Raw genomic sequence first — 25,740 nt, 5'->3', positions numbered from 1 at the left:
TTGCTCGCAGGGATTTGCGTCGAAGCTTCTCTGTCGAGTGTGAATTTCAGATAAAAATCGAAGCTACAAATCGCGAGTGAAATGCGGTTCCTTGTGCAGGAACAGCTCGACTCGTATTGCAGCAGAATGCTGATGCGATGCCCGTGCAGGATGGCGTGAGAATGGCGCTTTCAAGATTTCCACGATTCACGCTGCTAAATATATGCGCAAGCTGTGCGAGTTCGATCCAACGCTTCGGCTTGAGAGCGTGTCATACGAACGCGGCGGTGGGGTGCGACTCTTTCGTCTGCGTCATCGGATGGCACAGGGAGTCGGCAGATGCCATTTTCATGGGCGATCAATCTGAAAGATTTTATCGCACTGGTTGTATCCGTATTTTCCCGGATATGACCGCTTGGTTTGATCGGGAAGGCGCAATGGTTCCGTCCAGGACCTGAATTTGAGCCGTGGCCCAACGGCTCAGTTGCTCGCCCGCTGTGTCCGATCCGTGCCGGATGCGGCGAATTGGGCTAGCCGCGACGGGCCAGCATCAGAAAGTCACCGCGCCATCCGACGATCGCCGTTGCGAGCGCGGCGATCACGATCTTGCCGGCAAGCCATGTCGCGGGCTCGGTCGGCATCGCGCCGAGTGATCCGATCAGGACGGCGGCCACCAGCGCCTGCGCGACCAGTGACCAGCGCGGGAATGCCTCGAACCGCAGTGTCGGACCGAGCGCAAACAGAATCGCTGCCAGCGTGGCGAGGCAAGCGCAGCCGACCGCCTGTTGCGGCGACAGGCCGGCCCATGCCGCGGCCAGCGCGACGGCAGCGACGATCGCGAGCTGGCCGGCCGCAACGATCACGAGCCTCGTTGCGAGCTTCTCCAGGTGCGGAACGACCGCGACGGTCGCTTGGAGATGCGTGTGCAGGAAATAGAAGACGGCCACAACAGGTGCCGTCGTCAGGAAGCCATCAAGGCTCTCCCGCGGCACCAGGATACGGGCTGCATCCGGAATGAAGCCGACGAGACCGCCGAGCAGCACGAGGGTCGTGCAGACCATGAACTCGAACATTCGCCGCGTCGATTGCACCGACTTCATGACGGTTCCGTGCTCGAAATCCTTCACGACATCGGGATAGCTCACGGTGTGGATCGCTGCATTGAGGACCCAGAACGGGCGTTGCAGCAGGTCGAGCGCAATCGAGAATCCGGCGCCGGCGCCCGTCGCGCCCAGCCGGCCGATGATGATGAAGCGGAGCAGCACCGGCACCGAGAGATGGATGACGGACGCACCCGCCGCCAGCATGCCGTAGCGGGAGAAATCCTTCCAGTCGGCCAGCATCGTCCGCAGCGGAACGCGCTCCAGGGGGGTGCGATAGGCCACCAGCCCCGCGAGCAGGCCCAGGGCGTGGCCCGCACTGACGCCGAGCAGCGCCGCTTCCGCCGTTCCCCAAATCGCCGCACCCGCGGCGGCTCCGGTCAGAAGGGCGGTAGCGCGAAACGCCAGGAGAGAGGAGGCGACACCCAGCCGGTCGGACAGGCGGACCGACAGCAAATAGAGGTCGGTCAGGCCCTGAAGCACGGATATGCCGAGGCCCAGCGCGATGATCCCGGCCGGGAGTACGCTGGCCAGAGATGCGCAGCCGCCGACCACGACGAGCGCGCCTGCGCTCGACAGGCCCGCGGCAAAGAGCGACCACCTCAGCCGCGCCGCCTCGTTCTCCCCGGCTGCTGCCAGAAAACGCAATCCGGCGAGTTGCAGCCACTCGAACATCAGGACGCAGAGCAACTGGCTCGAGGCCAGTGCCAGCGAGAAATTGGTGTAGTCGGAGGCGGGCAACAGATGACTGATCGCGAAGATCAGGATGATCGCCGCGGCGCTCTGATAGAGGTAGCCCGCCATCGCGAAGAGGCGTGTCATCTCGGAATGAGGCGCTCCTTGCCGACGGCCCGCGGCGCTTCAGTCGTTGCTGCGCGCACGCGCGACATGCGCTGCTCGCGCAATTGCTCATACAGATTCTTGTAGGATGACAGCACGTCGGCAAATACCCATTTGTTGGTATCTGCGATCAGGCGCCGGCTGATCTCGTCGATCTTGTGCGGATCAGACGCGACTGCAAGCATGCTGTCGGCCAGGGATTGGGGATCGGCTTCGGTCAGCCAACCCGTCACGCCGTGCTCGATGACCTCGGGCATGCCGCCAAAGCGCGTTCCGAGCAGCGGCCTGCCGGCCGCCTTGGCATCTGCGACGACGAGTGGACCGGGGTCGTGCCAGATCGAGGGCGCGACCACCACGTCGACCTGCCTGTAGAAATCGTCCGGCGCCACGAAGCCCATGAACTCGATGCGCGCATCCGGCGCGAGCGCCTTGAGGCGGCGCTGCTCCTCCTCGCTGACCCGGCCGGCGATCATCATTCGGATGCGGTCGGGGGGCAGCATGGCAAGGGCATGCATCAGGTTGTCGATGCCCTTCTCCTCAGTGAGGCGGCCGATGAACCCGAACGTCACTTCCGTGGTGCAGACCGGGCGAGGGTAGGGCTCGCGCGGCGGCTCGGTCGAGGCGTTGCGGATCACGGTTCGGATCGGCGTCTCCGCGAACATGCCCATGTCGGTATGGATCGACAGCACGCGCTCGCTCACGCCGACCACGGCGCTCAGCCAGTGCGTCGCCCGCTTGCGATGGAAGGTCAGGATCCCGCAGCTCGTGCAGGTGTGCTCGCAAGAGCGTCCCTTGTCGAAGCGCGAGCAGCGCGGGCAGGTCAGATAATAATCGTGAAGCGTATGCAGCACCGGCACGCCGAGCTGGGCGGCGACGCGCCAGATCGCGGTGGTGAGACCCGACAAATTGTTGGAGTGCAGCACGTCCGGCTTGAAGGCCCGGATGCGTTCCGCTATCAGCGGCGCCTGCATCTGCCAGTCGTCGACCGCATGCCAGATGCTGCGCTTTACGATGTTCTTCGGCAGCGAGAAGGGCAGATGGAAGTTGCGCACCGGCGCAGAATAGACGTTGATGCCGTTGCAGCTTTCACGAGCCTGCTCGGGCGCGGATGCGCTGCGGATCACCTCGACCTCGTCTCCGCGCTGCACCAGGCCTTCGGCGAAGCGCCGCGCGAAGATCTCCGCACCGCCGACGATCTTGGGGGCCTGAGGCGTCGGATAAAGCGTGGACGTCAAAAGAACTTTCATCACTGAACCTCATGTCTTGCAAAATCGCGCTTACCGCGCCGGCCTTATCTCCAAAGCGGGCATGGCACCGTTGCTCGCTGCAATGAGAACCGGCGTGGTCGAAACCGGAATCCAGGCACCGGACGTAGGTCTTGCGGCCGAGTCGCACGGCATCGCAAAGGTTGCGCCGTCCTGATCGCCCTTGATCCGGACCTCGTAACGCCGCTCGGGAGTCTCGGACCACACCGCAACTCTGGCGCCGGACGTAGTCGTTGCATTGATCGACACGACGCCGCTGGCGAGCTCGCGTTTCTCGGCGCTCAGGCTGGAGCGGATGAAAGCCCAGGCGCCCTGAACCGCGCAGGCGACGGGCTTCGGCGAATTGTCGAAACGGTAGAGCCCGAAATTGTGCTCCAGATCCGATGCGTCCTTTCCACTGTCCTTGAGTTCGTAGAACCACATTCCTTTGAGCCAGCGCGCCGCGGTTGATGCCCACAAGATGAGCTGCGCACTATTGTCGGACTGGGCTTGTTCGCTGACGCCGCATTTATTGGTGGCAGCCGTGGTCCACCCCGTCTCGGTGACATAGATCGGAAAATCGGGGTTTCCGCTCGCCTGGCCGACCAGGCGGTGAAACGCCGTCAGCCTGTCGATGATTTCGGCCGAGGTGCGTTTGCTCGGGCCCATGCAGAAATTGTAGAGATGGATCGATGCGCCGTCCGCATATTGAAGAATGCCCGTCCGCAGCATCTTCTCGGTCCATGTCCAGCCCAGATCGTCGCCGAGGGCGCCGACCAGGAAGGGTGCATTCGGCGCCACCCGCTTGACTACCGGCCGCGTGACCTCGGCAAGCGCCCGATAGTTTTCCGGCGAGAACGCAGGATCTTTCTTCGCCGCCAGGTTCCATTCGTTCCAAAGCTCGAACAGCGGATGCTGCGCCACCACCGATTGCGCGGCCGCCGCCGCATAATCGGCGAACCGCTGCCGCGCCTCGTCCGTCGTCGGTGGCGAGGAATTCGGAACGAGATGATGGCCGAAGGCGAGGATCAGGAGAGGGCGCGCGACGCCGGACTTGACTTGCGCTTCGAGCCTGCCAAGTCGGGGTGTGAAGCCCATCCGGCGTCCCCCAACCTCGAACTCGGACCAGGGAAAATCATCGCGAAAGGAATTGAGACCGAGTTGCTTGATCTGGGCGACGTTTTCCGAAGGCACGTATCCGCGCGCGCTCACCGGGCCGCCCAGCCCCTGATGCGTGCCGACCCCGAGCAGAAATCGGACATCGAGCGGTTGCGCCTGCTGTGCGCAGACCGAGACCGGAAGGAGAATGGATGCGATGAGGCTCGCGAGGCGGAGACTGTCGCGAACCAAGGTGCGTGGGAGCGGTGCAGCCATCAGAAATTCTTGGAGAGATCCGACTGCAGCGCCGCCTTCGTTGCGACGGGCGTCCGGTCGTCCTGAAGCAGCTCGACATAGACCTGCTGCAATTGCGCATGCGTCTTCTCGACGTCATAGAGCTGCTTGAAGCGGTCGTAGCCGCGCTGTCCCAGCACCTTGAGATCGAGGTCGAGTGCGCGCCGGAAACCATCCACGAGCGGCTGGACCGCGACGGGCTCGCAAAGCACGCCGGTCACGCCATCGACGACGATCTCGGGCAAAGCTCCGCTACGGAACGCAAGGATGGGCTTGGCCGCGCGCATCGCTTCCAGGGCAACGAGGCCGAAGGCTTCCCAACGTGACGGGATCACGACGAGGTCGGCGGCCTCGAGCTGGGTCTCGATGATCGGGCGGTCGAGCCAGCCCAGCAGGGACACGTTGGACGGGACGGTCGGACCTTCGTACTTGTTGACGACGGAGGCGCCGATCATGCGGACGTCCAGCACATCCTCGAGCGCGCGTGCCGCTTCGATCAGCAGATCGAACCCCTTCTGCCGGTCCAGGCGTCCGATGAACAGCACCTTGACCTTTTTGGAGGTCCAGTCAGCCGCGACGGGCTGCGGCGTGCGGCTCTTCGAGATGCCGTTGTGGACCACGGTGAGGCGGTCGGCAGGAATTCCCGCGCGCACCGCCTCGTTATACTCGTCGCTCGAGATGCAGATGATTCGGTCGGAGGTGCGCGCAAGCAGGTTCTCCGCGGACTTGGTCAGCAAATGACTGAAGCGGCCGGTCTCGCGCGAAAATGCCCAGCCGTGCGGACAATAGACGACGCGCGGTCCGCCTGAGCGGGCTGCCAGCGCGGGCCGGAGCACGAGCCCCGCCAAGGAAGAATGCAGGTGCACCACGTCCGGTCTGAAGGCATCCAGCGCTTGCATGCTCGCACGCAGCATCTGGAATAGGCCGGCGACGCTCCGGCCGGATCGTTCGAATGTTGTAATCTGGTTGTCATCGATTGCGCCAAGGTCGCCCCGATGATCCGACGGCACGACATAATGTACGTTCTCGGCACCGAAGCTGGCCTGTTGTTGAGGATGCAACTCGTTCAGATAGCTCGCGATCCCGCCACGGATCGTTTCGGCGATGTGCAGCACTTTCATCGTTTGCCTTGCGTAGGGCCGCGTTGGAGAGCCGGACATCTGTATCCCTGTTCTGTGTTCGCTAGTGCGAAACACAGTTCCTCGAATACGTAGCGATATTGGGGCAGCGATGTGGTCATGTTGCGCCAAGGCGCTCGCGCTTGCGATCATCGCAAGAACGAAGAAGAGTCATGGAACCAGGCAAAGAGCTGCGAGTTGCAAACTGTTTGTGCAAAAACCGTTGCGCGCGATAGGCGAACCGTGCCGCGTTTCACGCAGCGCTGGCGACGTTCGCCGGCGCTGCGAGGTGATCGAGCAACGCCTTCGCCGATTTCTTCCACGAATAGAATGCAACGCGATCCTGTTGCCGCCGGCGTTCCTGGTCAGAGATCGCGCCGATTGCCAGTCTTTCGAGCATGAGCTGCTTCAGCGCCTCGAAATCCGTGGCGTCAAAATACGCAGCCGCGTCGCCGCACGTCTCCACGACGGCGTCGGCCCTCGAGGCGATGACCGGGCAGCCGAAGATCATGGCTTCGAGCGGCGGCACGCCGAACCCCTCGTAGAGCGAGGGAAACACGAAGGCCGATGCGTGCGCATAGAGCGCGGCAATCTCGCTGTCGGTCAGACGGCCGGCCAGCACCAGGCCGGAAGCCCCTTCGCCCGAATTATCCTGAAAGACCTTGCTGTTGTCGCCGCCGACGATGACCAGGGGAACGTCTGCCCGGTCGAGCAGCTGGATGGCGCGGATCGCGACGGACAGGTTCTTGTTCTTGGTTTTCGAGCCCACGAAGAGGAAGAACTTCTGCGGCTGAACGCCAAGTCGGGCCAGGATGCCGGGATCGGGCTGCGTGGCTGCAAAGTGCTCGGCGCTGTTGGGGAAGACGGGAATGCGCGATGCCGAGAGATTCAGCACGTCCGCAAGCTCCTTGCGGGAAAAACCCGACACCGTTGCGATGCTTGCGTGCCGCGCGAGCATCCGCCCCATCGTGCGATGGACGGTCAGATAGCGCCAGTTGAAGAAGTCGGGCCTGCGAAAGACCTGGGCGTCATGAATCACGACGATGTGGTCGCGATGGAGGACGGGCCCGGAATTGGCCAGGCTGATCAAGCGGCCTCCGGCGGCAGCGCGGGCGAGATCGATTTGATCCCACGCGTGCCCATGCAGCCGGCCGACAGCGCGAATCTTGATCCGGTCGAGATCAAGTTCCTCGCTTGCATCCGCGGGCTTCAACAATTGCCAGTCTGCGTTGCGCAGCGAGGCCGGAATCTGCTCCGACGCGAGCAGCACGTCGATCGCCTTGACCATTTCAGCGGCATAACGCTGCACGCCCGTGAGCTTTTGCGACAGAAAGCGGCCGTTGATGAAGAATTTCAATTGGGGACCACGATGGTTCATGGAGTTCCGGCCGGGTTCGCGGGGAGCTCGCGGTGGAGGAGCCGCACGTGAGCAATCGTTAGGTACAGAAATATGACGCAGCCGGGCATGGCTCGGAGGCGCGGCCTGCATGGCCCGGCGTCGCCTTGCTGCGTGCCAGGCCGGGGTGTAGAGGTCGGCCATGACCGATGACACCCACTCCTTCCGCTGCGGCTCGCTCACCGCGACCGTCAAGGCGCACGGCGCCGAGCTCTGCTCGCTGAAGGGCGGCGGCACCGAATTCCTTTGGCAGGCGGGGCCGGAATGGCCGCGTCACGCGCCGCTGCTGTTTCCGATCGTCGGGCGCCTTGCCAATGACGAATTGCGGCATCAGGGCAGGACGTATCGGATGACGCAGCACGGCTTCGCCCGCGACAGCCGCTTCGTGTGGGCAGAACGCGGCGAGAGCCGCTGCACCCTGGTGCTCGATGATAATGAGACGACGCGCGCGCTCTATCCGTTCCCGTTCCGGCTGACGGCGGCCTATGCGATCGATGAGTCCGGCCTCGATCTGACGCTCACGATCGCCAACACCGGCAAGGAGACGTTGCCGGCCTCGCTCGGCGGTCATCCCGCCTTCAATTGGCCGCTGCAGCTCGGCGCGGCGAAGGAGAGCCATGCGCTGACTTTCGCGAGCGCCGAACCGTCTCCGGTCCGCCGTCTCGAAGGTGGATTGCTGCGGCCGGCAGCGGAGCCGAGCCCGGTCAAAGGCACCTCGCTTCCCTTGTCGGACTCCCTGTTCGTCGACGACGCCATCATCTTCGACCGCATCGAGAGCACTTCGGTCCGCTATGCCGCGGCGGGAGGTGCATCGACCGGGCCATGGCTGAAAATGTCCTGGCGCGGATTTCGCGAGCTCGGCGTCTGGTCGAAACCGTCAGGCGCGCCGTTCCTCTGTATCGAGCCCTGGCGCGGCTACGCAAGTCCCGCCGGCTTCCATGGCGAGTTCGCCGACAAGCCGGGACTGATGCACATCGCGCCGGGCGCTGAGGAAGAATTATCCTACCGGATCGAGGTCGGATCGTCCTGACGCCGAACGGCTTCCGCACGCATGATTTGTTGCGGCGCGCGTGCTTCGATCTTCGATCATCCTCAGACCTCGATGCGCGTGAGATCCTCGCCGAGCACGACCGGTCCTGCATAATCCCGCCTGACGTCATCAAGCAATGCGTTCAGCATGGCATCGTCGGTGCGCGGACGGTGATGGGTCAGCGCGAGCTTCTTGACGCCGGCTTTGGCCGCGATCTTCCCGACGGTGTCGCCGCAGGCGATCGTGTATTTCGCAAGCCGGCGCAAATGCTCGTTGTTGATCTCCGGCGTGGCGAGGAAGCAGCACTGCACCAGCAGGTCGGCTCCCTCGGCCAGCCGCTCGAGCCCGGGGCAGGGGACGGTGTCGCCGGAAATAGCAATGACCTTGCCTTCCGCTTCGAAGCGATAGCCGAGACAGATCCAGCGCGCCAGAAAGGCCGGCGGCATGTCGAGGCCATCGCCATGCGAGACCAGTTCGGCACTGATCTTCCAGCGACCGGTGTCGAGCACGGGGCCTGGGATGATGTCCGTTGCGGCGACCGGCTTCCAGCCGCCGAAGCTCGGCTCGCCCTGGTCCCGCCAGATGATGTCCTTGTCGTAGACCTGCGTGATGAGCGTGTTGACGAGCCGCTCAGTGTCCGGCGGCCCATAGATGCGGAGATCGTCCTTGCGCCCGTGCATCCACGAATTCAACATCACATCGTAGAGATCGCCGATGTGGTCGAAATGGTGATGGGTGAGGAAGACCGTGTTGATGGCGCCGAGCGGCACGCCGGCCTTGTGAAGCTGCACCATGACGCCACGGCCGGCGTCGAACAGGATGTTCTCCTCGCCAAGCCTGATCAGCGTGGTCGTCGCCATGCGGCGCGGGTCCGGGCGCGGGCCGCCGGTGCCGAGCAGTATGACCTCCATGCGCCACCTCCGAGTGCAGGCTTTTGGAGGCACAGTAGATGCGAAGCTCACAGGGGAGCAAGCCGCAGAGCGCCGCCCGAAGTACGATCTGCTTTTCCGAAAATCGGGAGACTGCCGGCGCGACGGTGCGCGGAATGAGAATTGTGGGCCAATTCATACTTAATGTGCCAAGAGCATGACCAATATTGTTTGCGCATCACAACGCGCTTAGTATCGCGGCAGGCAATTTCGGGGGCTCGAACAGGCTGTGAATGCCCGTTCACATGACGGCGCATTGCGCGGCGACTTGAATCTGCAGGTCGGGACGCAGGCACATGGGACCGCCAGGACGGCGGTAGCTTCCGCTCGTCCGCCCGGCCGCGAGCGGCTGATCGTCGTCGAGGACGATCCGGTGACGCGGACCATGCTGGTCGACTATTTCAGCGACAACAATTTCGACGTGGTCGGCGCCGGCACCTGCACGGAGTGCCGTCAGGCGCTGCGCGCGCGCACCGATCTCGTCTTCCTCGACGTGCAACTGCCTGACGGGGACGGCTTCGAGCTCGCCAAGGAGATCCAGGCCACCAGCAACGCGGGCATCATCTTCGTGACGCGGCGCGACACCGACGTCGACCGCATCCTCGGCCTCGAGGTCGCCGGCGACCATTACGTCACCAAGCCGATCAACCTGCGCGATCTGCTCGCGCGTGCGCGCAGCGTGCTGCGGCGTCGCTCGATCGACCGCAAGGCGGCGCGCAACCACAATTCGATCGCGTTCGGCGACGGGATCATCGACCTGACCCGGCGCGAATTGCTCGGCAACGACGGCAAGCCGGTGGCGCTGACGCGCGCCGAATTCGACCTGCTGGCGGCGCTCGTCGGCGCCGACGGCAGGCCGCTCAGCCGCGACTATCTGATCGAGGTGGTCAGCAACCGCCAGGCCGAAGTCGACATCCGCACCGTCGATGCGCTGGTGGCGCGGCTGCGCCGCAAGCTCGTCGGCAGCGGCACGCCCGTGATCGCGACCGTCACCGGCGTCGGCTACAAGCTCGCGCTCAGCGAGCGGCTGTAGCGCATGATCCGGAAAAGCGTGCAGCGGTTTTCCGGCAAGATCATGCTCAGACAATAGCAACATCGCCGTCAGCGCGATGCGACGCGCTTCCAGCGTGCTTCGATGCGCGCCTTGATCCGGCTGACCCTGGCCTCATGGGCCGCCCAATAGGCGCGGCTGGCGGCCGCGGTGCCTTGATGATAGCGGGCATAGACCGCCTTCGGCTGCACCGGCATCTTCGGGCGGCTCGCCGGTTTCACGGGCGCCGCGGCCGCAACCGCAACGGCAGCTGCAACCGTGGACGCCGGATCCGGAGCAGCCGCAGCTTCGCGCTCTCCCGGCATCGCGCTCATCGCGACAAGCCGGTTGCGGGCCCGGTTGCAATAGACCTGCGACCGCGCGCTCATCTCCACTTCGCCATGACCCGCCCGGTATTTCATCAGGGCGCGGCAGAGGTCCCCGCCCGAAAGCCGCCAGGCTTGGCTGAGATAGAGCACCCCGTAATGGATGTTGACGTCGGGTTCGGCCAGCTCCGCGCTGCTGCCGCGGAAGCCCAGCATCGCCGCGGTCTCGGGGCGCACCTGCATCAGGCCGATTTCGCCCGCGCTGCCGATGGCCGCCGGGTTGTAGCCGCTTTCGACGAAGACGACCGCCTCGGCGATATCGGCCGGCAGATTGGTGCTCTTGGTTTCCCGCTCGATGATCTTTCGGATCATGGCCCGCGACGACGGCGTTTCGCCGGCGCCGAGCTCGCTGCTGCCGTCGGCCGCATGTGTGCCGATCGGAGCCGACACGAGCAGGACGACCGCGACGTGCTTCCACGTCGCGCCGAGAATGGAGCGTGCCCGATCCCGCAGCATGGGCCTGTCATAGAGCGCCGGAGTTAACAAACCGGCCTCAGGCGTTTGTGCGTCACGGTCGCGCGCGGGCGCTCTGGTCGGTGGATCTGGCCTGCGACGGCTCCTCCAGCTGGTCATCGACCGCATAGAGCGTGCAGCTGGGCGACCATTTCATGCAGGCCGCCAGCGAGTCGCGCCGGGCCTCCTCGGTCGTCGCACGTCCGGCGCGCCAGCCGTAGCCGCCGTTCGGCGACACCGCAAAGGCCTTGTGCGGCAGCAGGCTGGCGAGATAGCGCGCGAACTCGGCCCGCGCGGCCTCGTTGAGCTGGCGTGGCGGCGGCAGCGGATCAGGCAGGCCCAGTACTTCATGGCCGAGCCCGCGCTCGCGCAGGAAGGCGTCGAGATACGGTGTCCATTGCGGCCGGCCCGCGACCGAATAGAGATAATGCCCGTCTTCGCCGTAAGCCGGTGCCGCCACGAACCTCGCATTGCCGCCGCCGGCGCGAAATCCGTCATGGAGCCGGCGCGCGAGGTCGGGACCGAAATAGGAATCGTTGCTGGCATAGACCCACAGCATGGGCACGTGCGAGGTCTTGCCGAAGGTGGCGAAGGCCTGCACCAGCCCATCCGGATTGCAGACATCGTCGTCGTTGCGCGAGCCGCGGCCGCCGGCAAAATTGATCGCGGCGACGAGGCCCGCCGGCGCCTGTGCGCTCAGCGCCACCGTTGCAAGGCCGCCTGCGGAATGGCCGGCCGCGATCATGCCCGATGTCGTCACGTCGCCCCGGTGCGCCATCGCATCGATCGCGGCGCGCAGATCGGCAACCGCGACGGCGGCCGCCGGCAGGTACGCGGCCTTTGCGCAACCGCCGACGCTGTCGACGCGCCCGCCCGGCGAGGTGCCGTAGCCGCGCCGCATCACCACTAGCGCCGCAAAGCCGCGCCGGGCGTATTCCAGCGCGATGCCATAATATTTGTGCGCCGACATGGTCGCGCGGTCCTCGAACTTGCGCGGCGAGCCGTGGCTGAGCAGCGCCAGCGGATAGCGCTTGGTCCCGACTGGTCGGACCAGAAAGGCCTCCAGCCCCTGCGGTCCGGCCTCCGCCATCGGGATGCGCAGGTCCTCGGTGTAGAACTCCGCGGCGCGCGCCGGTGCACCGGCCAGGATGAGGCTGGCGATCAGTACGAGCAGCTTGCGCGATGGGATCATCAGACGATTCGAAAGGGCGGTGCTGCCGAGCATAGCACGAAGGCCGCTCATGGGGACTGCAGCGCCTCCAAGGAACGCCTTCCCCCTCGCGCGTGTTGTGGCCTTGGCGGGGGCTTAGCCGATGCTATGGTGTCCCGCACTCACGACAGGACGAGGGTATTCCAGTGGCTGATGTTCATCCCGCGGCGGGCAAGCAGGCCTCGCCGGACGCGCTCACCAATATTCCGCGGCTGGTGACGGCCTATTTCGCCGGCAAGCCGGATGCGTCCGATCCGGCACAGCGCGTGGCGTTCGGCACGTCGGGCCATCGCGGCACCTCGTTCAAGAACACCTTCAACGAAGGCCACATCCTCGCGACCACGCAGGCGATTTGTGATTACCGCAAGGAGAAGGGCCTGACCGGCCCGCTCTTCATCGGCATCGATACCCATGCGCTGGCCGAGCCGGCGTTGGTCAGCGCCATCGAGGTGTTCGCAGCCAACGGCGTCGAGGTCATGATCGACAAGGATGGCGGCTACACGCCGACGCCCGTCATCTCGCATGCGATCCTCACCTATAACAAGGGCCGCACCTCTGGTCTTGCTGACGGCGTCGTCATCACGCCGTCACACAATCCCCCCGAGGACGGCGGCTACAAGTACAATCCGCCTCATGGCGGCCCGGCCGATACGGACGTGACCGCTGCCGTCGAGAAGTGCGCCAACGCCTATCTCGCCGGCGAGCTCGAGGACGTGAAGCGCATCGACTATGCCAAAGCGCGCAAGGCCGCGAATGTCCACGCCTACGACTTCATCACGCCTTACGTCGCCGATCTCGGCAATGTCGTCGATCTCGACCTCGTCAAATCCGCCGGCGTCAAGATCGGCATCGATCCGCTCGGCGGCGCCGCCGTGCATTACTGGCATCCGATCATCGAGCGCTATGGCCTCAATGCCAATGTCGTGAACGAGGCGATCGACCCGACCTTCCGTTTCATGACGGTGGACTGGGACGGCAAGATCCGCATGGACTGCTCCTCGCCCTACGCGATGGCGAGCCTGATCGGCATGCGCGACCGCTTCGACGTCGCCTTTGCCAACGACACCGACGCCGACCGCCACGGCATCGTCACGCGCACCGGCGGGTTGATGAATCCGAACCATTACCTGGCGACCGCGATCTCCTACCTGTTCGCGCACCGTCCGGATTGGGGCAGGGATGCCGCGATCGGCAAGACCGTGGTGTCGAGCTCGATCATCGACCGCGTCGCCAAGAAGCTCGGCCGCAAGCTGGTGGAGACGCCGGTCGGCTTCAAATGGTTCGTCGACGGCCTCGTCACCGGCGGTTTCGGCTTCGGCGGCGAGGAGAGTGCAGGGGCCTCGTTCCTGCGCCGCGACGGCGCGGTGTGGACCACCGACAAGGACGGCGTCATCCTCGGCCTGCTCGCTGCCGAGATCATGGCCAAGACCGGCCGCGATCCCAGCCAGATCTTCAATGATCTCACCGCCGAATTCGGCATGCCGCATTACGCGCGCATCGACGTCGCCGCGACCGGGCCGCAGAAGAACATCCTGAAGTCCCTCACGCCAGAGCAGCTCGGCCTCAAGGACCTCGCTGGCGATCCGGTTCGTGCGACGCTGAGCAAGGCGCCCGGCAACGGCCAGCCCTTCGGCGGCATCAAGGTCGAAACCGATTTCGGCTGGTTCGCCGCGCGGCCGTCCGGCACCGAGGACGTCTACAAGATCTACGCCGAAAGCTTCCGCAGCCCCGAGCACCTGAAACGGATCCAGGAGGAAGCCCAGGCGGGCCTAGCCAAGGTGTTCGCGGCGTAAGTTGTTCCGAGAGGTCGCCGCTGTCTTACCCTCCCCAGCGGAGGGTAAGCGGAGCCGGAGCCGGACGCGGTCATTCCCCCGTTATGTATACAATCACGAGGATAAAGGTATTAAGGTAGAGCTATTCCATCTTGAATAATTCCATCCCTCAGTTATTGTATACATAACGTATTCATAAGCCGTGGGAGTGAGACATGACAAAACCCTTCCCCATGAACGCCTGGTACGCCGCGGCGTGGGACGCCGACGTCAAGGCTGCGCTGCTGCCGCGGACCATCTGCGGCAAGCATGTCGTGATGTATCGCAAGGCCGACGGCACGGTGACCGCGCTGGAGGACGCCTGCTGGCATCGCCTGGTGCCGCTGTCCAAGGGCCGGCTTGAAGGCGACACTGTCGTCTGCGGCTATCATGGCCTGAAATACAACGCGCAGGGCCGCTGCACCTTCATGCCCTCGCAGGAGACCATCAACCCCTCCGCCTGCGTGCGTGCCTATCCCGTGGTCGAGCGTCACCGCTACGTCTGGCTCTGGATGGGCGATCCCGCGCTCGCCGATCCCGCGCTCGTCCCCGACATGCACTGGAATCACGATCCGGCCTGGGCCGGCGACGGCAAGACCATCCACGTCAAATGCGACTACCGCCTCGTGCTCGACAATCTCATGGATCTCACCCACGAGACCTTCGTGCACGGCTCCTCCATCGGCAACGATGCCGTCGCCGAGGCGCCGTTCGACGTCACCCATGGCGAGAAGACGGTGACGGTGACGCGCTGGATGCGCGGCATCGAGCCGCCGCCGTTCTGGGCCAAGCAGCTCGGCAAGCCCGGCCTCGTCGACCGCTGGCAGATCATCCGCTTCGAGGCGCCGTGCACCATCGCGATCGACGTCGGCGTCGCGCCGACGGGCACCGGTGCGCCGGAAGGCGACCGCTCGCAGGGCGTCAACGGCTTCGTGCTCAACACCATCACGCCGGAGACCGAGAAGACCTGCCATTACTTCTGGTCCTTCGTCCGCAATTATCGGATCAGTGAGCAGCGCCTCACCACCGAGATCCGCGAGGGCGTCTCCGGCATCTTCCACGAGGACGAGCTGATCCTCGAGGCGCAGCAGCGCGCGATGGACGAAAACCCCGATCGCATCTTCTACAACCTCAACATCGACGCCGGCGCGATGTGGTCGCGCAAGCTGATCGATCGGATGGTGGCGAAGGAAAACGCCCCAAAGCACCTTCAGGCCGCGGAGTAGAACATGGCCGAGCGTGAGGTCGACCGCTCCATCTCGCAGACCGTGAAGGCGCAGCTCGCGCTGCGCGACCAGATCCTGTCGGGCGCCTTGCGGCCGGGCGAGCGCATCTCCGAGCTGCAGGCGGTGGAGACCACAGGCGCTTCGCGCACACCGGTGCGCATGGCGCTGGTGCGGCTGGAGGAGGAGGGGCTGTTGGAGGCGATCCCCTCCGGCGGCTTCATGGTGAAGGCGTTTTCCGAGCGCGACATCTCCGATTCCATCGAGCTGCGCGGCACGCTGGAAGGCGTGGCGGCGCGCTTTGCCGCCGAGCGCGGCGTCTCTGCGCGCGAGCTCGAGCCGCTGAAGGAGTGCCTTGCTGCGATCGACGAGCTGCTGCGGCAGGTGCCGATCTCGGTCGATGCTTTCTCGTCCTACGTCGCGCTGAATGCGCGCTTCCACGCGCAGCTCACGGAACTGTCGCGCAGCCCGCCGCTGATCCGGCAGATCGACCGCGCCTCGGCGCTGCCGTTTGCCTCGCCGAGCGGCTTCGTGATGGCGCAATCGGCGTTGCCGGAGGCACAGCAGATCCTGATCATCGCCCAGGAGCACCATCGGGTCGTGATCGACGCCATCGAGAACCGCGAAGGCGCGCGCGCCGAGGCCGTCATGCGCGAGCATGCTCGGCTGGCGGTGCGAAACCTGCGGCTCGCGCTGCGCAACCGCACCCATCTCGACCTCTTGCCGGCGCTCGCGCTGATCAAGACCGCAACCGATTGAGGGCAGTCACCATGCGCTTCATCGAGACCTGGACCCCAGCAACGCTCGTCGCCACCCGCGATCTCACCCCGAACGTCCGCGAATTCCTGATCAAGCCGGATCAGTTCGAGGCCGCGGCCTATCCGGTCGGCAGCCACATCAATGTCAGCGTCACCATCGACGGCCTGCCGGAGACGCGGTCCTATTCGCTGGTTGGCGAGGCCTCGTCGCACGGCCTCCGAATTGCTGTGCGCCGCGCGGAGGATTCCCGTGGCGGCTCCCGCTACATGTGGTCCTTGCAGCCGGGCGCGCGGCTCGACATCACCCAGCCCGCCTCGCTGCTCGCGGTGGACTGGACTCGCGAGAATTATTGCCTGATTGCCGGCGGCATCGGCATCACCCCGATCCTCGGCGCCGCGCAGGCGCTGGCGCGGCGCAGGGCGGATGTCACGCTGCATTATGCCGTACGCTCGCGCCGCGAGGCCGCCTATCTCGACGATCTCGCCGCGATGCTTGGCGATCGCCTCGTCGTTCATGCCAGCGACGAAGGCAGCCGGCTCGATATGGACGCGCTGTTCGCCTCATTGCCGCAAGGCACGCTAGCGCTGTTCTGCGGCCCGATGCGCATGCTCGACGCCGCACGCCATGCCTGGATCGGCGCCGGCCATCCGCTCCCCGATCTCCGCTACGAGACGTTCGGCTCCAGCGGCACGCTGCCCACCGAAACGTTCAGGGTGCGCCTCAAGGACTCCGGTGTCGAGCTCGAGATCCCGCGCGAGCGCTCGATGCTCGACGTGCTCAATGCCAGCGGCTTTGAGGTGATATCCGATTGCAAGCGCGGCGAATGCGGCCTCTGCGCCATCGACGTGGTCGATGTCGACGGTGAGATCGACCATCGCGACGTCTTCTTCAGCGACCATCAGAAACAGAGCAACCAGAGGATCTGCGCCTGCGTCTCCCGCGCGCGGGGCACCATCACGGTGGACACGCTGCTGCGGGCGGATGCGGTTTGAAGGAGGCCGGAGCGGGACTCTCCTAGGAGCAAGTAGACGGCGCCGCGGGCTCCACCTCTCCCGCTTGCGGGAGAGGTCGCGCCGAAGGCGCGGGTGAGGGTTCTCTCCTCTGGGGGAATCCCTGTAGCCCGGATGGAGCGGAGCGAAATCTGGGGCGGTGTTGCTCCGGCGCACACTCGTCCCGGATTGCGCTCCGCTCCATCCGGGCTACGAAGGACCAATCGGTAGAGCCCTACGCCGCGTAAATCGCCCGGTACTTCTTCGTCTCCAGCAGCGCCATCACCCCGTCCGCGGCCACCGGCCGGCTGATCAGATAGCCCTGCACCTCGTCGCAACTGATCTGCCTGAGATATTCGAGCTGGTCGGCGGACTCGACCCCCTCCGCCACGACGCCGATCCGCAAATCGCGCGCAAGCGAGATCACCGATTTCACGATGGCCGCGCAGTCCGGCTGCACCAGCATGTCGCGGATGAAGGACTGGTCGATCTTGATGCGGCTGAACGGCAGTTTGCGCAGGTAGGTCAGCGAGGAGAAGCCGGTGCCGAAATCGTCGAGCGCGAGGGTGACGCCGAGCTCCAGCAGTGCGTTCAGGACCGTCGCGGCCGAACCGTACTTCGCCAGCAGCATCGATTCCGTGATCTCGATCTCGAGACGTTGCGGGGCGATCCTGGCGTCGGCGAGCGCCTGCACGATGGTCTGGAGGATGGCCGTGTTGTGAAATTGCGCGGCCGAGAAATTCACGGCAACCCTGATGTCTTCGGGCCAGTCCGCCAGCGTCGCGCAGGCGCGGCGGATGACCCATTCGCCGATCTCGTGGATCAGCCCGGTCTCTTCGGCGACTGGTATGAATTCACTCGGCGGAACCAGCCCGCGCGAAGGGTGCTGCCAGCGCAGTAGCGCCTCGAAGCCGGTGATCCGGTTGGTGCCGAGATCGAGGAATGGCTGGAACACCAGGAACAGCTCGTTGCGCGCAATCGCGCCTGCGAGGTCCGCTTGCAGCGCCTTGCGCTCGCGGGACGATTTGTCGTCGGCCTGTTCGAAGAAGCAGACCGTGCCCGGCCCCGCCTTCTTGGCGCGGTAGAGCGCGGCGTCGGCATTCTTCATGAGGTCGAGCGGTGTGTTGCCGTCGCGTGGCGCCAGCACGATGCCGACGCTGATCGCGCCGACGATCTGGCGACCCTCGATCTGGAACGGCTCGCTGAAGGCCGCGACGAAGCGTTCGGCGATCTCGAGCGCATCCTCGGGCCGTGTCAGATTGGCCATCACCAGCGCGAACTCGTCGCCGCCGATCCGCGCGACGTGCTCGGCGGCGCGCGTGCAGCGTTGCAGGCGGCTGGCGACCTGGACCAGGAATTCGTCGCCGGCGGGATGGCCGAACTGGTCGTTGACCTCCTTGAAGCGGTCGAGATCGAGCAGGAGCACCGCGAATTCCTCGCCCGATAGCGCCAGCCGCTTGAGCGCGGCATCGAGCGTTTCGTTGAAGGCGACGCGGTTGGGCAGGTGGGTCAGGGGATCGAGCCGCACCGTGCGCTCGGCCTCGATCTGCCGCATCATGCGCCGGGCGAACGAGAACGAATTGACGAACACGCCGCGCAAAAGGACGCTGCCGTAGACCACGACGAGAAAGGCGATGAGGAGAAAGGCGAGATCGCCGTTCTGGCCGAGGCAGATGGCGATGCCGAGGAAGATCGGCGCCGTGAAGGCGATCGCCGCGATCGGAATGGTGGCGAAGGCGAGCGCGCCGCCGGCCAGCATGCCCGCGCACAGGCAGGTAATGACGAGCTGGCCGCCGCTGGAAGCGTCGGCGAAGAAGGCGACCGGGACGATGCCCCAGGCGGCGCCGAGGATGAAGGCGTTGCGCACCAGCCGGTACATCGCGCGACGCGAGACGAATTGCGGCTTGGTGATGCGGCGCGCGACGTGGGATTGCAGGCCAAATCCGATCGCGGCGGCGGCGACAGCCGCCGCCCAGATCAGGGCGGGCATCCTGTCCGGCGACTGCCACAGCGCGATGGCGAGCACGATGGCGTTGCAGGCATTGGCCAGCATGATGCCGACCGAATAGCCGAGCACCAGCGACATCTGCTCGGCGCGGATATGCCCGGCCACGGCCTCGTCCGTTGCGGGGCCGCCAAAGGCCGACAGATCGCCGGCGAACAGCCGTGCGACATAGCTGGTCGTTTGAGTCCGCATTCAATAGCCTAGCAGCACGGGCCGTTCTTTTCGGCTCGATCCGGAGAATTCGCCGTAAATCTTTGACGAACTATGAATTATCCCCGCTTGCCGCGCCGGCCGCGACCACTACTGCGTGCTCTTCACGCAGTATCGATAACAAATCGATACAAATGCCCGACAGGCCGGACATCAAACGGGGCGGGGGCGCGGTCTCAGCTGGGTGATGGCGACCCCGGAGATCGCGAGCAGTCCGCCGACGATCAGCTTGGGCGTAAGCCGGTCGCCGAGAAACAGTACGCTCGAAAGCAAGGCAAACACCGGAAGTAGCAGACCGAAGGGCGCGACGCGCACCATCGAGCAACGGGCGATCAGCCAGAACCAGAGGCCAAACCCGACAATTCCCCCGGCGAAGATCGTGTAGGCGAGCGCCAGCCAGCCAAGTTCGCCCGCCGTCACAAGGCTCGCCGCTTGTCCATGTTCAAGGAGCAGCGACATCAACATGACCTGGGGTACCGTGAGCAGCGAGGACCACCCCATCAACATCAAGGGATCGAAGGGGCCATAACGCTTCGTCAAGACGTTGGACACCGCGAAGGCGAAAGCTGCTCCGACTACAAGCAGCAGCGGAAGCGGGTTGGCGGACTGGTCAGGCTCCGCTGCCAACACCGTCACGCCGACGAAAGCAAGCATCACTCCGGCGCAGGTGGCGAGTGACGGTCTCTCCGCGAGCAGCAGCCATGCGAGCAGAACCGTGAAGGGCGTGGCGAGTTGGTATGCGAGGGCCGACGTGCTTCCCGAGCCGAGCCCGAGGCCAACGTAGAAGAGCCCGAAATTCAGTCCGCCCAGGAAAAGCGAAATGGCTGCGACAGGGCCGAGCTGTTGACGCGTGGGCCTGTCCACGAACGGAACAAGCAGCAGCGCAATGGCCAGAAAGCGCAGTGCGAGGAAGAAGAGCGGTGGAAACTCCGCAACGCCCACTTTGATGGCCACGAACTGATAACCCCAGATCAGGGGAACGGCGATCGCGCAGACGATCTGGATGGCAGACATGGCGGATGTCCTTTTTAAAGACCGATCAGTCCAAATATGGGCGCGCCATCAGCGCAGGCGTCACGGGGTTGCTTACCTGACGAAACGACCGATGAGAGCGTCGACGGCCGCTTGCGATGTGGTCCGTGCCGGTGCCGTCTTGCCGACCACGCGCAGCCCTTCAACGAAACAGACGAGAACCCGGGCGGCCGTTGCGGGCTCAACACCATCGGCCAACCTGCCCGCCGCTTTCGCGCGGGACAGTGCATCGGTCACTTTGGCCTCCATCGCCTTGAAGAAGCCCGCAACTCGTCGACCGACGTCGGCATCCCCGCCAGCCAATTCCATGGCCGTGGCCACCAGGAGGCATCCACGCCGACCGTTGCTCCCGCTGGTGCGCTCGACGTAACCGGCGAGGTAGGCCTGCAGACCCTCGACCGGATCGTTTCGGGGGTCGAATTCGACATCCATCCGCGCCAAGGCATCTGCGATGTAACGATCGAGCGCCCGCAAGAACAGCGAATGCTTGTCACCGAAAGCGGCGTAGAGGCTGCCCCGCGACAGCCTGGTCGCGCGCAGGAGATCGGGCAGCGCCGTGGCGTGATAGCCGCGCGACCAGAACACATCCATCGCGCGTTCGACGGCGGCGTCCACGTCGAAACTTCGCGGCCGGCCACGGGGCATCGGCGTTGCAGTATTTTGTCTCATGCCGATATATAGACCGATCAGTCATTAAATGACAAGCCCAAGCTCCGGGGGATCATCAGCCTCCTATCCGGACCTCAACACCGGAATCTGCGCTGATGTTTTCTTCTCGTCAGCGGATCGAGACGCCCCCTCGATCGCGTGATACGTTTCGTGGACCGGCAGGCCACCGTGCGCCGCGTCGGCACCGGATGCGTTCGAAATTCCGAGGGCCTGTCCATGAGCGAGCCTTCAGCCGACGTGTCGGCAATTGTCGAATACACGACGGACAAATGGCGGATGGACCGGGTCCCCTGGGCCATGTGGACCTGCGTCGCCGGCCTTGCGATCGCGCTGCACGCCGAGAGCCGCGGCCAGAATGGAGCGGTTTTGGCAGTCGTCTATGTGGCTCTGCTGGGGCTGGCATTCGCAGGCTATGCCCTGACGAGCCTGATCGGGCGGTCCGGCCTGCCCTTGCTGCTTGAGTTGTTGATCGGCGTCCTGGTCCTGATCATCGTCTCCGGCTTGATCGGTGTGATCAGCGTATTCGTCGGCGGGCCAAGCGGCGGCTCCAGCTATGTCGGCACCATGCGCAGTCACTATTGGACTCATCTCGTGAACCCATCGCTGAACGTTTTCGGCTGGATGTTGCTCTATCTGGGTTTGGGATGGATCGCGTTTTCAGCTTACCGGCACTTCTATTCGGATCGGGCGGTCGTCTCCATGTCTTCCGCGGGCATCCACTTTCACAGGCCATGGCTCAAGGGTCTCTTCATTCCCTGGCAGGAGGTGCGCGGGGTGGGCCATCTGGTCGTTCCCGGCATCTCGGGGGTGCCGTATGTCAGTCCATACGCTGCGGCCGTCACGGTCGGTCAAAACTTCTATGAGCAGCATATCGCCCCGAAGCGCAGCTTCTTCTCGCCACCCGGGGCCGAGGCCATGTTCCAGCCGAAAGGCGAGGCGATCCAGGTGGTGCTGAGCAGCGCCAACATGGCGGTCAAAGCGGAAGATTTTCTCGGGCCTGCCGAGGCGCGGTGGAAGACATTTCGGGATCAACCGGCATCGCCGCCCCAACGCGGCGGCACCGTCTTCTACGGACGGTGGTCGATCGATGGCTCTCGGTGGCAGGCCGTTCAGTTTCTTGCGCCTCTCGTCGGTCTGGCCGTGGTCATGCTGTACCGATAGGGGAATCCCGCTCAGCGTCCGAGTTGCTTCGGATCGTAGAAGAAGCGCTCCTCGATGATCTCATTGCCTCGCCAGGTCTGCCATGCGATCTCCTCCAGCGTCCGCGTCGCGCCGTCGGCGCCCGTGAAGGAGAACTTCCAGCGGCTGGCGACGACGTCGCCATCGATCAGGCTCGGGCCGAGGCGCACGGCAGTGACCTCCTTGAACGCCGCCAGCACGCCGCGCTCCTTATCCGCGAGCTTGTCGCGCCCGACCACCGGCGCGGCGAGATTCTCATAGGTCGCGGTATCAGCGGTGTAGTAGTCGAGGATCGCGCCGACGAAGTCGCCATCCTCCAGCCGCTTCGCAAAGGCTTCCACGATCTCACGGCTCGGCATGGTGACCTCACAATTTAAAACCGACTAATAGTCGGTAATTACCGACCGATAGTCGAAAAGTCAACTGGCCGGCTCTCGCGAATTCGACTAGACGAGAGCTTATGGCCAAACAGGCGGAGCGGCGGGCGGCGACATCGGAGGCGATCCTGACGGCGGCGCGGCGCCTGTTCGGGACGCAAGGCTTTGCCGCGACCACTATGGACGACATTGCCGAAGGCGCTTCGGTGGCCAAAGGCGCGGTCTATCATCACTTCAAGACCAAGGAGGCGGTGTTTGAGGCTGTGTTCGACCAGGTGTCGCGCGACCTCGTTGCCGAGATCGACCGCACGGCACGCGCCGAGAAGGACGTACTCGCCGCCATGGTCGCCGGCACCCAGCATTACTTTGCCGCGACCGCGAAGGGGCCGACCGGCCAGATCATTCTGCGTGACGGCCCCGCCGTGCTCGGCTGGGAGCGCTGGCGCGAGATCGACGCGCAGCACTTTGGCGGCAAGATGCCGCGCGCGCTCTCCGCCGCGATGGAGGTCGGCCTGATCGCGCGTCAGCCGGTCGAGCCGCTGGCGCGCCTCCTGCTCGGCGCGGTGACGGAAGCCGCAGTCGCCTGCGCTGGTCGCGCTGACATCGCAAGGGCGGGCGCGGAATATGCCCGTGCGTTCAAGTCGCTGGTCGAGGCGCTGCGCGTCAAGGCCTGAGTGTGCTACTCACAAACTCGAAACGCCCGCTCTAACAAGAAGAACAGTAGCGCATGAACGCAAATTCCGCCCTCACACCCACCGATCCCGAATTCGACTACATCATCGTCGGCGCCGGCTCCGCCGGCTGCGTGCTTGCCAACCGCCTCACCGCGAACGGCAAGCACAGCGTGCTGCTGCTCGAGGCCGGCCCGAAGGATTCCAACATCTGGATCCACGTCCCGCTCGGCTACGGCAAGCTGTTCAAGGAGAAGAGCGTCAACTGGATGTACCAGACCGAGCCGGAGCCGGAGCTGAAGGGTCGCCAGGTGTTCCAGCCGCGCGGCAAGACGCTGGGCGGATCGAGCTCGATCAACGGCCTGCTCTATGTCCGCGGCCAGCACGAGGACTACGACCGCTGGCGCCAGCTCGGCAACACCGGCTGGGGCTATGACGACGTGCTGCCCTATTTCAAGAAGGCCGAGAACCAGTCGCGCGGCGCCGACCAGTATCACGGCACGGGCGGGCCGCTGCCGGTGTCCAACATGATCGTGACCGATCCGCTGTCGAAGGCCTTCATCGACGCTGCCGTCGAGAGCGGTCTGCCCTACAATCCTGATTTCAACGGCGCGACCCAAGAAGGCGTCGGCCTGTTTCAGACCACGACGCGCAACGGCCGGCGCGCCTCGACGTCGGTGGCCTATCTCGGTCCCGCGAAGGCGCGCAGCAATCTGAAGATCGAGACCTCCGCCCACGCTCAGCGCATCCTGTTCGAAGGGCGCCGAGCCGCAGGCGTCGAATACCGGCAAGGCGCCACCTTGCGCCGCGCCCGCGCGCGGCGGGAAGTCGTCGTGTCGAGCGGCGCCTACAACTCGCCGCAGCTGCTTCAGCTCTCCGGCGTCGGGCCCGGCGATCTCCTGCGCAAGCATGGCATCGAGGTGGTGCTCGATGCTGCCGGCGTGGGGCATGATCTGCAGGATCACATGCAGGTCCGCATCGTCATGCGCTGCTCGCAGAAGATCACGCTCAACGACACCATCAATCATCCGCTTCGCCGCACCATGGCCGGCGCACGCTATGCGCTGTTTCGCAAGGGATGGCTGACGATCGCAGCCGGCACGGCGGGCGCCTTCTTCAAGACCAGTCCGCGCCTCGCCTCGCCCGACATCCAGGTTCATTTCCTGCCGTTCTCGACCGACAAGATGGGCGAGAAGCTGCACGATTTCTCCGGCTTCACCGCTTCGGTTTGCCAGCTCCGTCCTGAAAGTCGCGGTTCCCTCCGCATCAAGAGTGCCGACCCGGCCGTGCCGCCGGAAATCCGCATCAACTACATGTCGACCGAGACCGATCGCACCACCAACGTCGAGGGCATCAAGATCTTGCGCAAGATCCTGAACGCTCCGGCGCTGAAACCGTTCGTGGTCAGCGAGTACGACCCCGGCGCGAAAGTATCTTCGGATGCCGAGATCCTGGATTACTGCCGCGAACGCGGCAGCACCATCTATCATCCGACCTCGACCTGTCGTATGGGCAATGACGCGCTCGCGGTGGTCGATCAGCGGCTGAAGGTGAGGGGACTCGAAGCCTTGCGTGTCGTCGACGGCTCGGTCATGCCCGATCTGGTGTCAGGGAACACCAATGCGCCGATCATCATGATCGCCGAAAAGGCCTCCGACATGATATTGGAGGATGCGCGTTAAATTCGCGCTTTGAAAGGATCCGGACTTGGCTACGCGACTGAAGATCGGCACACGCAAGAGCGCCATGGCGCTGGCACAGACGGAAGAGATTGCGCGCCGCCTGACCGCCGCGGTGCCCGGTCTCGACGTCGAGATCGTCAAATTCGATACCACGGGCGATCTCGACCAGACCAGCAAGCTGCTGCCGCATGGCGGCAAAGGCGGCGCCTTCGTGGCGCAGATCCGTGCCGCCGTGCTGTCGGGTGAGCTCCAGGCGGCGATGCATTCGTTAAAGGACATGCCTGGCAACGAGGACACGCCCGGCCTCGTCATCGGTGCCACGCTGTCGCGCGATCCGCCTGGTGATGCGCTGGTGCTGCGCGAGGGTGTGACGCTGGAGGCGCTGCGGCAGTCCCGCGGCAAGGGTTTCAAGATCGGCACCAACGCGGTGCGCCGCGCAGCCTATGCGCGGCGGCTGTTCCCTGATGTCGAGGTGATTCACTTCCGCGGCGCCGCCGACTCGCGTGTGCGCAAGCTCGACAATGGCGAGAAACAGCGCCTGCCGGATGGCGGCGCTGTGGGGCCCGCCGATGCGCTGATCATGGCGCGCTCGGGCCTCGATCGCGTCGGCCTGTCCCATCGCATCGCCTACGAATTCACAGCAGTGGAGATGTTGCCCGCGGCAGGGCAGGGCATCGTCGCGGTCGAATGCGCCGCGCAGGATTGGCAGACGCGACAGATCCTGTCGTCGATCGACGACGCCGCTGCGCACGCCTCCGCCGACGCCGAGCGCGAGGTGCTGTGGGTGCTCAACGGCCACTGCAATTCACCGGTGGCGGGCTTCTCGACCATCACGGGCGATCGGATGTCGCTCACCGCCTCGGTGCTCGATCTCTCCGGCAACACCATCATCGAAGCCTCGCATACGGGGCCGGCCAACCGTCCGCGCGAGCTCGGCCGCGCGGTGGGATTGGACCTGCTGACGAAGGGTGCGGCGGAGATCATCGAGCGCAGCCGGCCGCGGTAAGCATGCCGAAATCACGATCT

Annotated in this window: 22 protein-coding genes; 10 read left to right on the top strand and 12 right to left on the bottom strand. The window is 64.8% G+C overall.

The genetic code is table 11. From position 1 onward, the window contains the following. Positions 1-509: 509 nt before the first annotated feature. From I6F20_RS24450 to I6F20_RS24430, 5 genes are all read right to left on the bottom strand, one after another. Positions 510-1,901: a hypothetical protein gene (locus I6F20_RS24450; RefSeq protein WP_225128136.1), complete on the bottom strand. Its 1,392-nt coding sequence runs from the start codon at positions 1,899-1,901 to the stop codon at positions 510-512. Beyond that, positions 1,898-3,166, bottom strand: coding sequence for a glycosyltransferase family 4 protein (locus I6F20_RS24445; protein WP_036013938.1), 1,269 nt, complete (start codon positions 3,164-3,166; stop codon positions 1,898-1,900). Before I6F20_RS24445 ends, I6F20_RS24450 begins: the two co-directional genes overlap by 4 nt. Positions 3,167-3,196: 30 nt before the next feature. Next, positions 3,197-4,537 carry a hypothetical protein gene (locus I6F20_RS24440; RefSeq protein ID WP_225128133.1) on the bottom strand — a complete coding sequence of 447 codons (1,341 nt, stop codon included), beginning with the start codon at positions 4,535-4,537 and terminating at the stop codon, positions 3,197-3,199. Next, positions 4,537-5,676: a glycosyltransferase gene (locus I6F20_RS24435; protein WP_225128132.1), complete on the bottom strand. Its 1,140-nt coding sequence runs from the start codon at positions 5,674-5,676 to the stop codon at positions 4,537-4,539. The genes I6F20_RS24440 and I6F20_RS24435 overlap by 1 nt, the downstream gene beginning before the upstream one ends. A gap of 250 nt (positions 5,677-5,926) precedes the next feature. Beyond that, positions 5,927-7,030, bottom strand: a complete 1,104-nt coding sequence (locus I6F20_RS24430) for a glycosyltransferase family 4 protein (RefSeq protein ID WP_225128382.1) — start codon at positions 7,028-7,030, stop codon at positions 5,927-5,929. Between the two features lie 181 nt (positions 7,031-7,211). Here I6F20_RS24430 and I6F20_RS24425 point away from each other — a divergent pair, with 181 nt between their 5' ends. Next, positions 7,212-8,099, top strand: a complete 888-nt coding sequence (locus tag I6F20_RS24425) for an aldose 1-epimerase family protein (RefSeq protein ID WP_225128131.1) — start codon at positions 7,212-7,214, stop codon at positions 8,097-8,099. Between the two features lie 62 nt (positions 8,100-8,161). On the opposite strand, the gene I6F20_RS24420 is transcribed toward I6F20_RS24425, so the two are convergent. Continuing rightward, positions 8,162-9,010, bottom strand: a complete 849-nt coding sequence (locus I6F20_RS24420; protein ID WP_225128130.1) for an MBL fold metallo-hydrolase — start codon at positions 9,008-9,010, stop codon at positions 8,162-8,164. 247 nt (positions 9,011-9,257) lie between these two features. Between I6F20_RS24420 and I6F20_RS24415 the strand changes: the two genes are divergently transcribed. Continuing rightward, positions 9,258-10,061, top strand: a complete 804-nt coding sequence (locus tag I6F20_RS24415; protein ID WP_225112423.1) for a response regulator — start codon at positions 9,258-9,260, stop codon at positions 10,059-10,061. A 68-nt stretch (positions 10,062-10,129) separates the two neighbouring features. On the opposite strand, the gene I6F20_RS24410 is transcribed toward I6F20_RS24415, so the two are convergent. Beyond that, positions 10,130-10,900, bottom strand: coding sequence for a transglycosylase SLT domain-containing protein (locus I6F20_RS24410; protein WP_225112424.1), 771 nt, complete (start codon positions 10,898-10,900; stop codon positions 10,130-10,132). A gap of 52 nt (positions 10,901-10,952) precedes the next feature. Then, complete coding sequence (locus I6F20_RS24405) at positions 10,953-12,089, bottom strand: alpha/beta hydrolase family protein (RefSeq protein ID WP_225128129.1); 1,137 nt, start codon at positions 12,087-12,089, stop codon at positions 10,953-10,955. A 164-nt stretch (positions 12,090-12,253) separates the two neighbouring features. Here I6F20_RS24405 and pgm point away from each other — a divergent pair, with 164 nt between their 5' ends. From pgm to I6F20_RS24385, 4 genes are all read left to right on the top strand, one after another. Then, entirely contained in the window at positions 12,254-13,900 is a 1,647-nt protein-coding gene (pgm, locus tag I6F20_RS24400) for a phosphoglucomutase (alpha-D-glucose-1,6-bisphosphate-dependent) (RefSeq protein WP_225128128.1), read from the top strand. A gap of 194 nt (positions 13,901-14,094) precedes the next feature. After that, positions 14,095-15,144 (top strand): aromatic ring-hydroxylating dioxygenase subunit alpha, encoded by a 1,050-nt coding sequence (locus I6F20_RS24395; protein ID WP_225128127.1) that lies wholly within the window; start codon positions 14,095-14,097, stop codon positions 15,142-15,144. A 3-nt stretch (positions 15,145-15,147) separates the two neighbouring features. Then, a complete protein-coding gene (locus tag I6F20_RS24390) occupies positions 15,148-15,900 on the top strand; it encodes a GntR family transcriptional regulator (protein WP_225128126.1) in 753 nt (250 codons plus the stop codon). Between the two features lie 11 nt (positions 15,901-15,911). After that, a complete protein-coding gene (locus I6F20_RS24385; protein ID WP_225128125.1) occupies positions 15,912-16,892 on the top strand; it encodes a PDR/VanB family oxidoreductase in 981 nt (326 codons plus the stop codon). A 232-nt stretch (positions 16,893-17,124) separates the two neighbouring features. Here I6F20_RS24385 and I6F20_RS24380 read toward each other — a convergent pair whose 3' ends face one another. The 3 genes from I6F20_RS24380 to I6F20_RS24370 form a co-directional block, all read right to left on the bottom strand. Further along, positions 17,125-19,086 carry a putative bifunctional diguanylate cyclase/phosphodiesterase gene (locus I6F20_RS24380; protein ID WP_225128124.1) on the bottom strand — a complete coding sequence of 654 codons (1,962 nt, stop codon included), beginning with the start codon at positions 19,084-19,086 and terminating at the stop codon, positions 17,125-17,127. A 171-nt stretch (positions 19,087-19,257) separates the two neighbouring features. Next, a complete protein-coding gene (locus tag I6F20_RS24375; protein WP_225128121.1) occupies positions 19,258-20,118 on the bottom strand; it encodes a DMT family transporter in 861 nt (286 codons plus the stop codon). Between the two features lie 72 nt (positions 20,119-20,190). Beyond that, positions 20,191-20,751 carry a TetR/AcrR family transcriptional regulator gene (locus I6F20_RS24370; RefSeq protein ID WP_518513066.1) on the bottom strand — a complete coding sequence of 187 codons (561 nt, stop codon included), beginning with the start codon at positions 20,749-20,751 and terminating at the stop codon, positions 20,191-20,193. 204 nt (positions 20,752-20,955) lie between these two features. Here I6F20_RS24370 and I6F20_RS24365 point away from each other — a divergent pair, with 204 nt between their 5' ends. Next, entirely contained in the window at positions 20,956-21,966 is a 1,011-nt protein-coding gene (locus tag I6F20_RS24365) for a hypothetical protein (RefSeq protein ID WP_225128120.1), read from the top strand. 11 nt (positions 21,967-21,977) lie between these two features. Here I6F20_RS24365 and I6F20_RS24360 read toward each other — a convergent pair whose 3' ends face one another. Further along, positions 21,978-22,343: a nuclear transport factor 2 family protein gene (locus I6F20_RS24360; RefSeq protein WP_225128119.1), complete on the bottom strand. Its 366-nt coding sequence runs from the start codon at positions 22,341-22,343 to the stop codon at positions 21,978-21,980. A gap of 101 nt (positions 22,344-22,444) precedes the next feature. Between I6F20_RS24360 and I6F20_RS24355 the strand changes: the two genes are divergently transcribed. From I6F20_RS24355 to hemC, 3 genes are read left to right on the top strand one after another with little or no spacing between them, the layout of a single operon-like run. Beyond that, positions 22,445-23,035, top strand: coding sequence for a TetR/AcrR family transcriptional regulator (locus I6F20_RS24355; protein WP_036013912.1), 591 nt, complete (start codon positions 22,445-22,447; stop codon positions 23,033-23,035). A 53-nt stretch (positions 23,036-23,088) separates the two neighbouring features. Then, a complete protein-coding gene (locus tag I6F20_RS24350; RefSeq protein WP_225128118.1) occupies positions 23,089-24,714 on the top strand; it encodes a GMC family oxidoreductase in 1,626 nt (541 codons plus the stop codon). A 25-nt stretch (positions 24,715-24,739) separates the two neighbouring features. Further along, entirely contained in the window at positions 24,740-25,720 is a 981-nt protein-coding gene (hemC, locus tag I6F20_RS24345; RefSeq protein WP_225128117.1) for a hydroxymethylbilane synthase, read from the top strand. Positions 25,721-25,740 lie beyond the last annotated feature (20 nt).

Origin of the sequence: Bradyrhizobium sp. IC3123 (assembly GCF_020193625.1) — a bacterium.
Lineage (GTDB): Bacteria > Pseudomonadota > Alphaproteobacteria > Rhizobiales > Xanthobacteraceae > Bradyrhizobium > Bradyrhizobium yuanmingense.
This window is presented reverse-complemented; position numbering and strand designations above follow the sequence as displayed.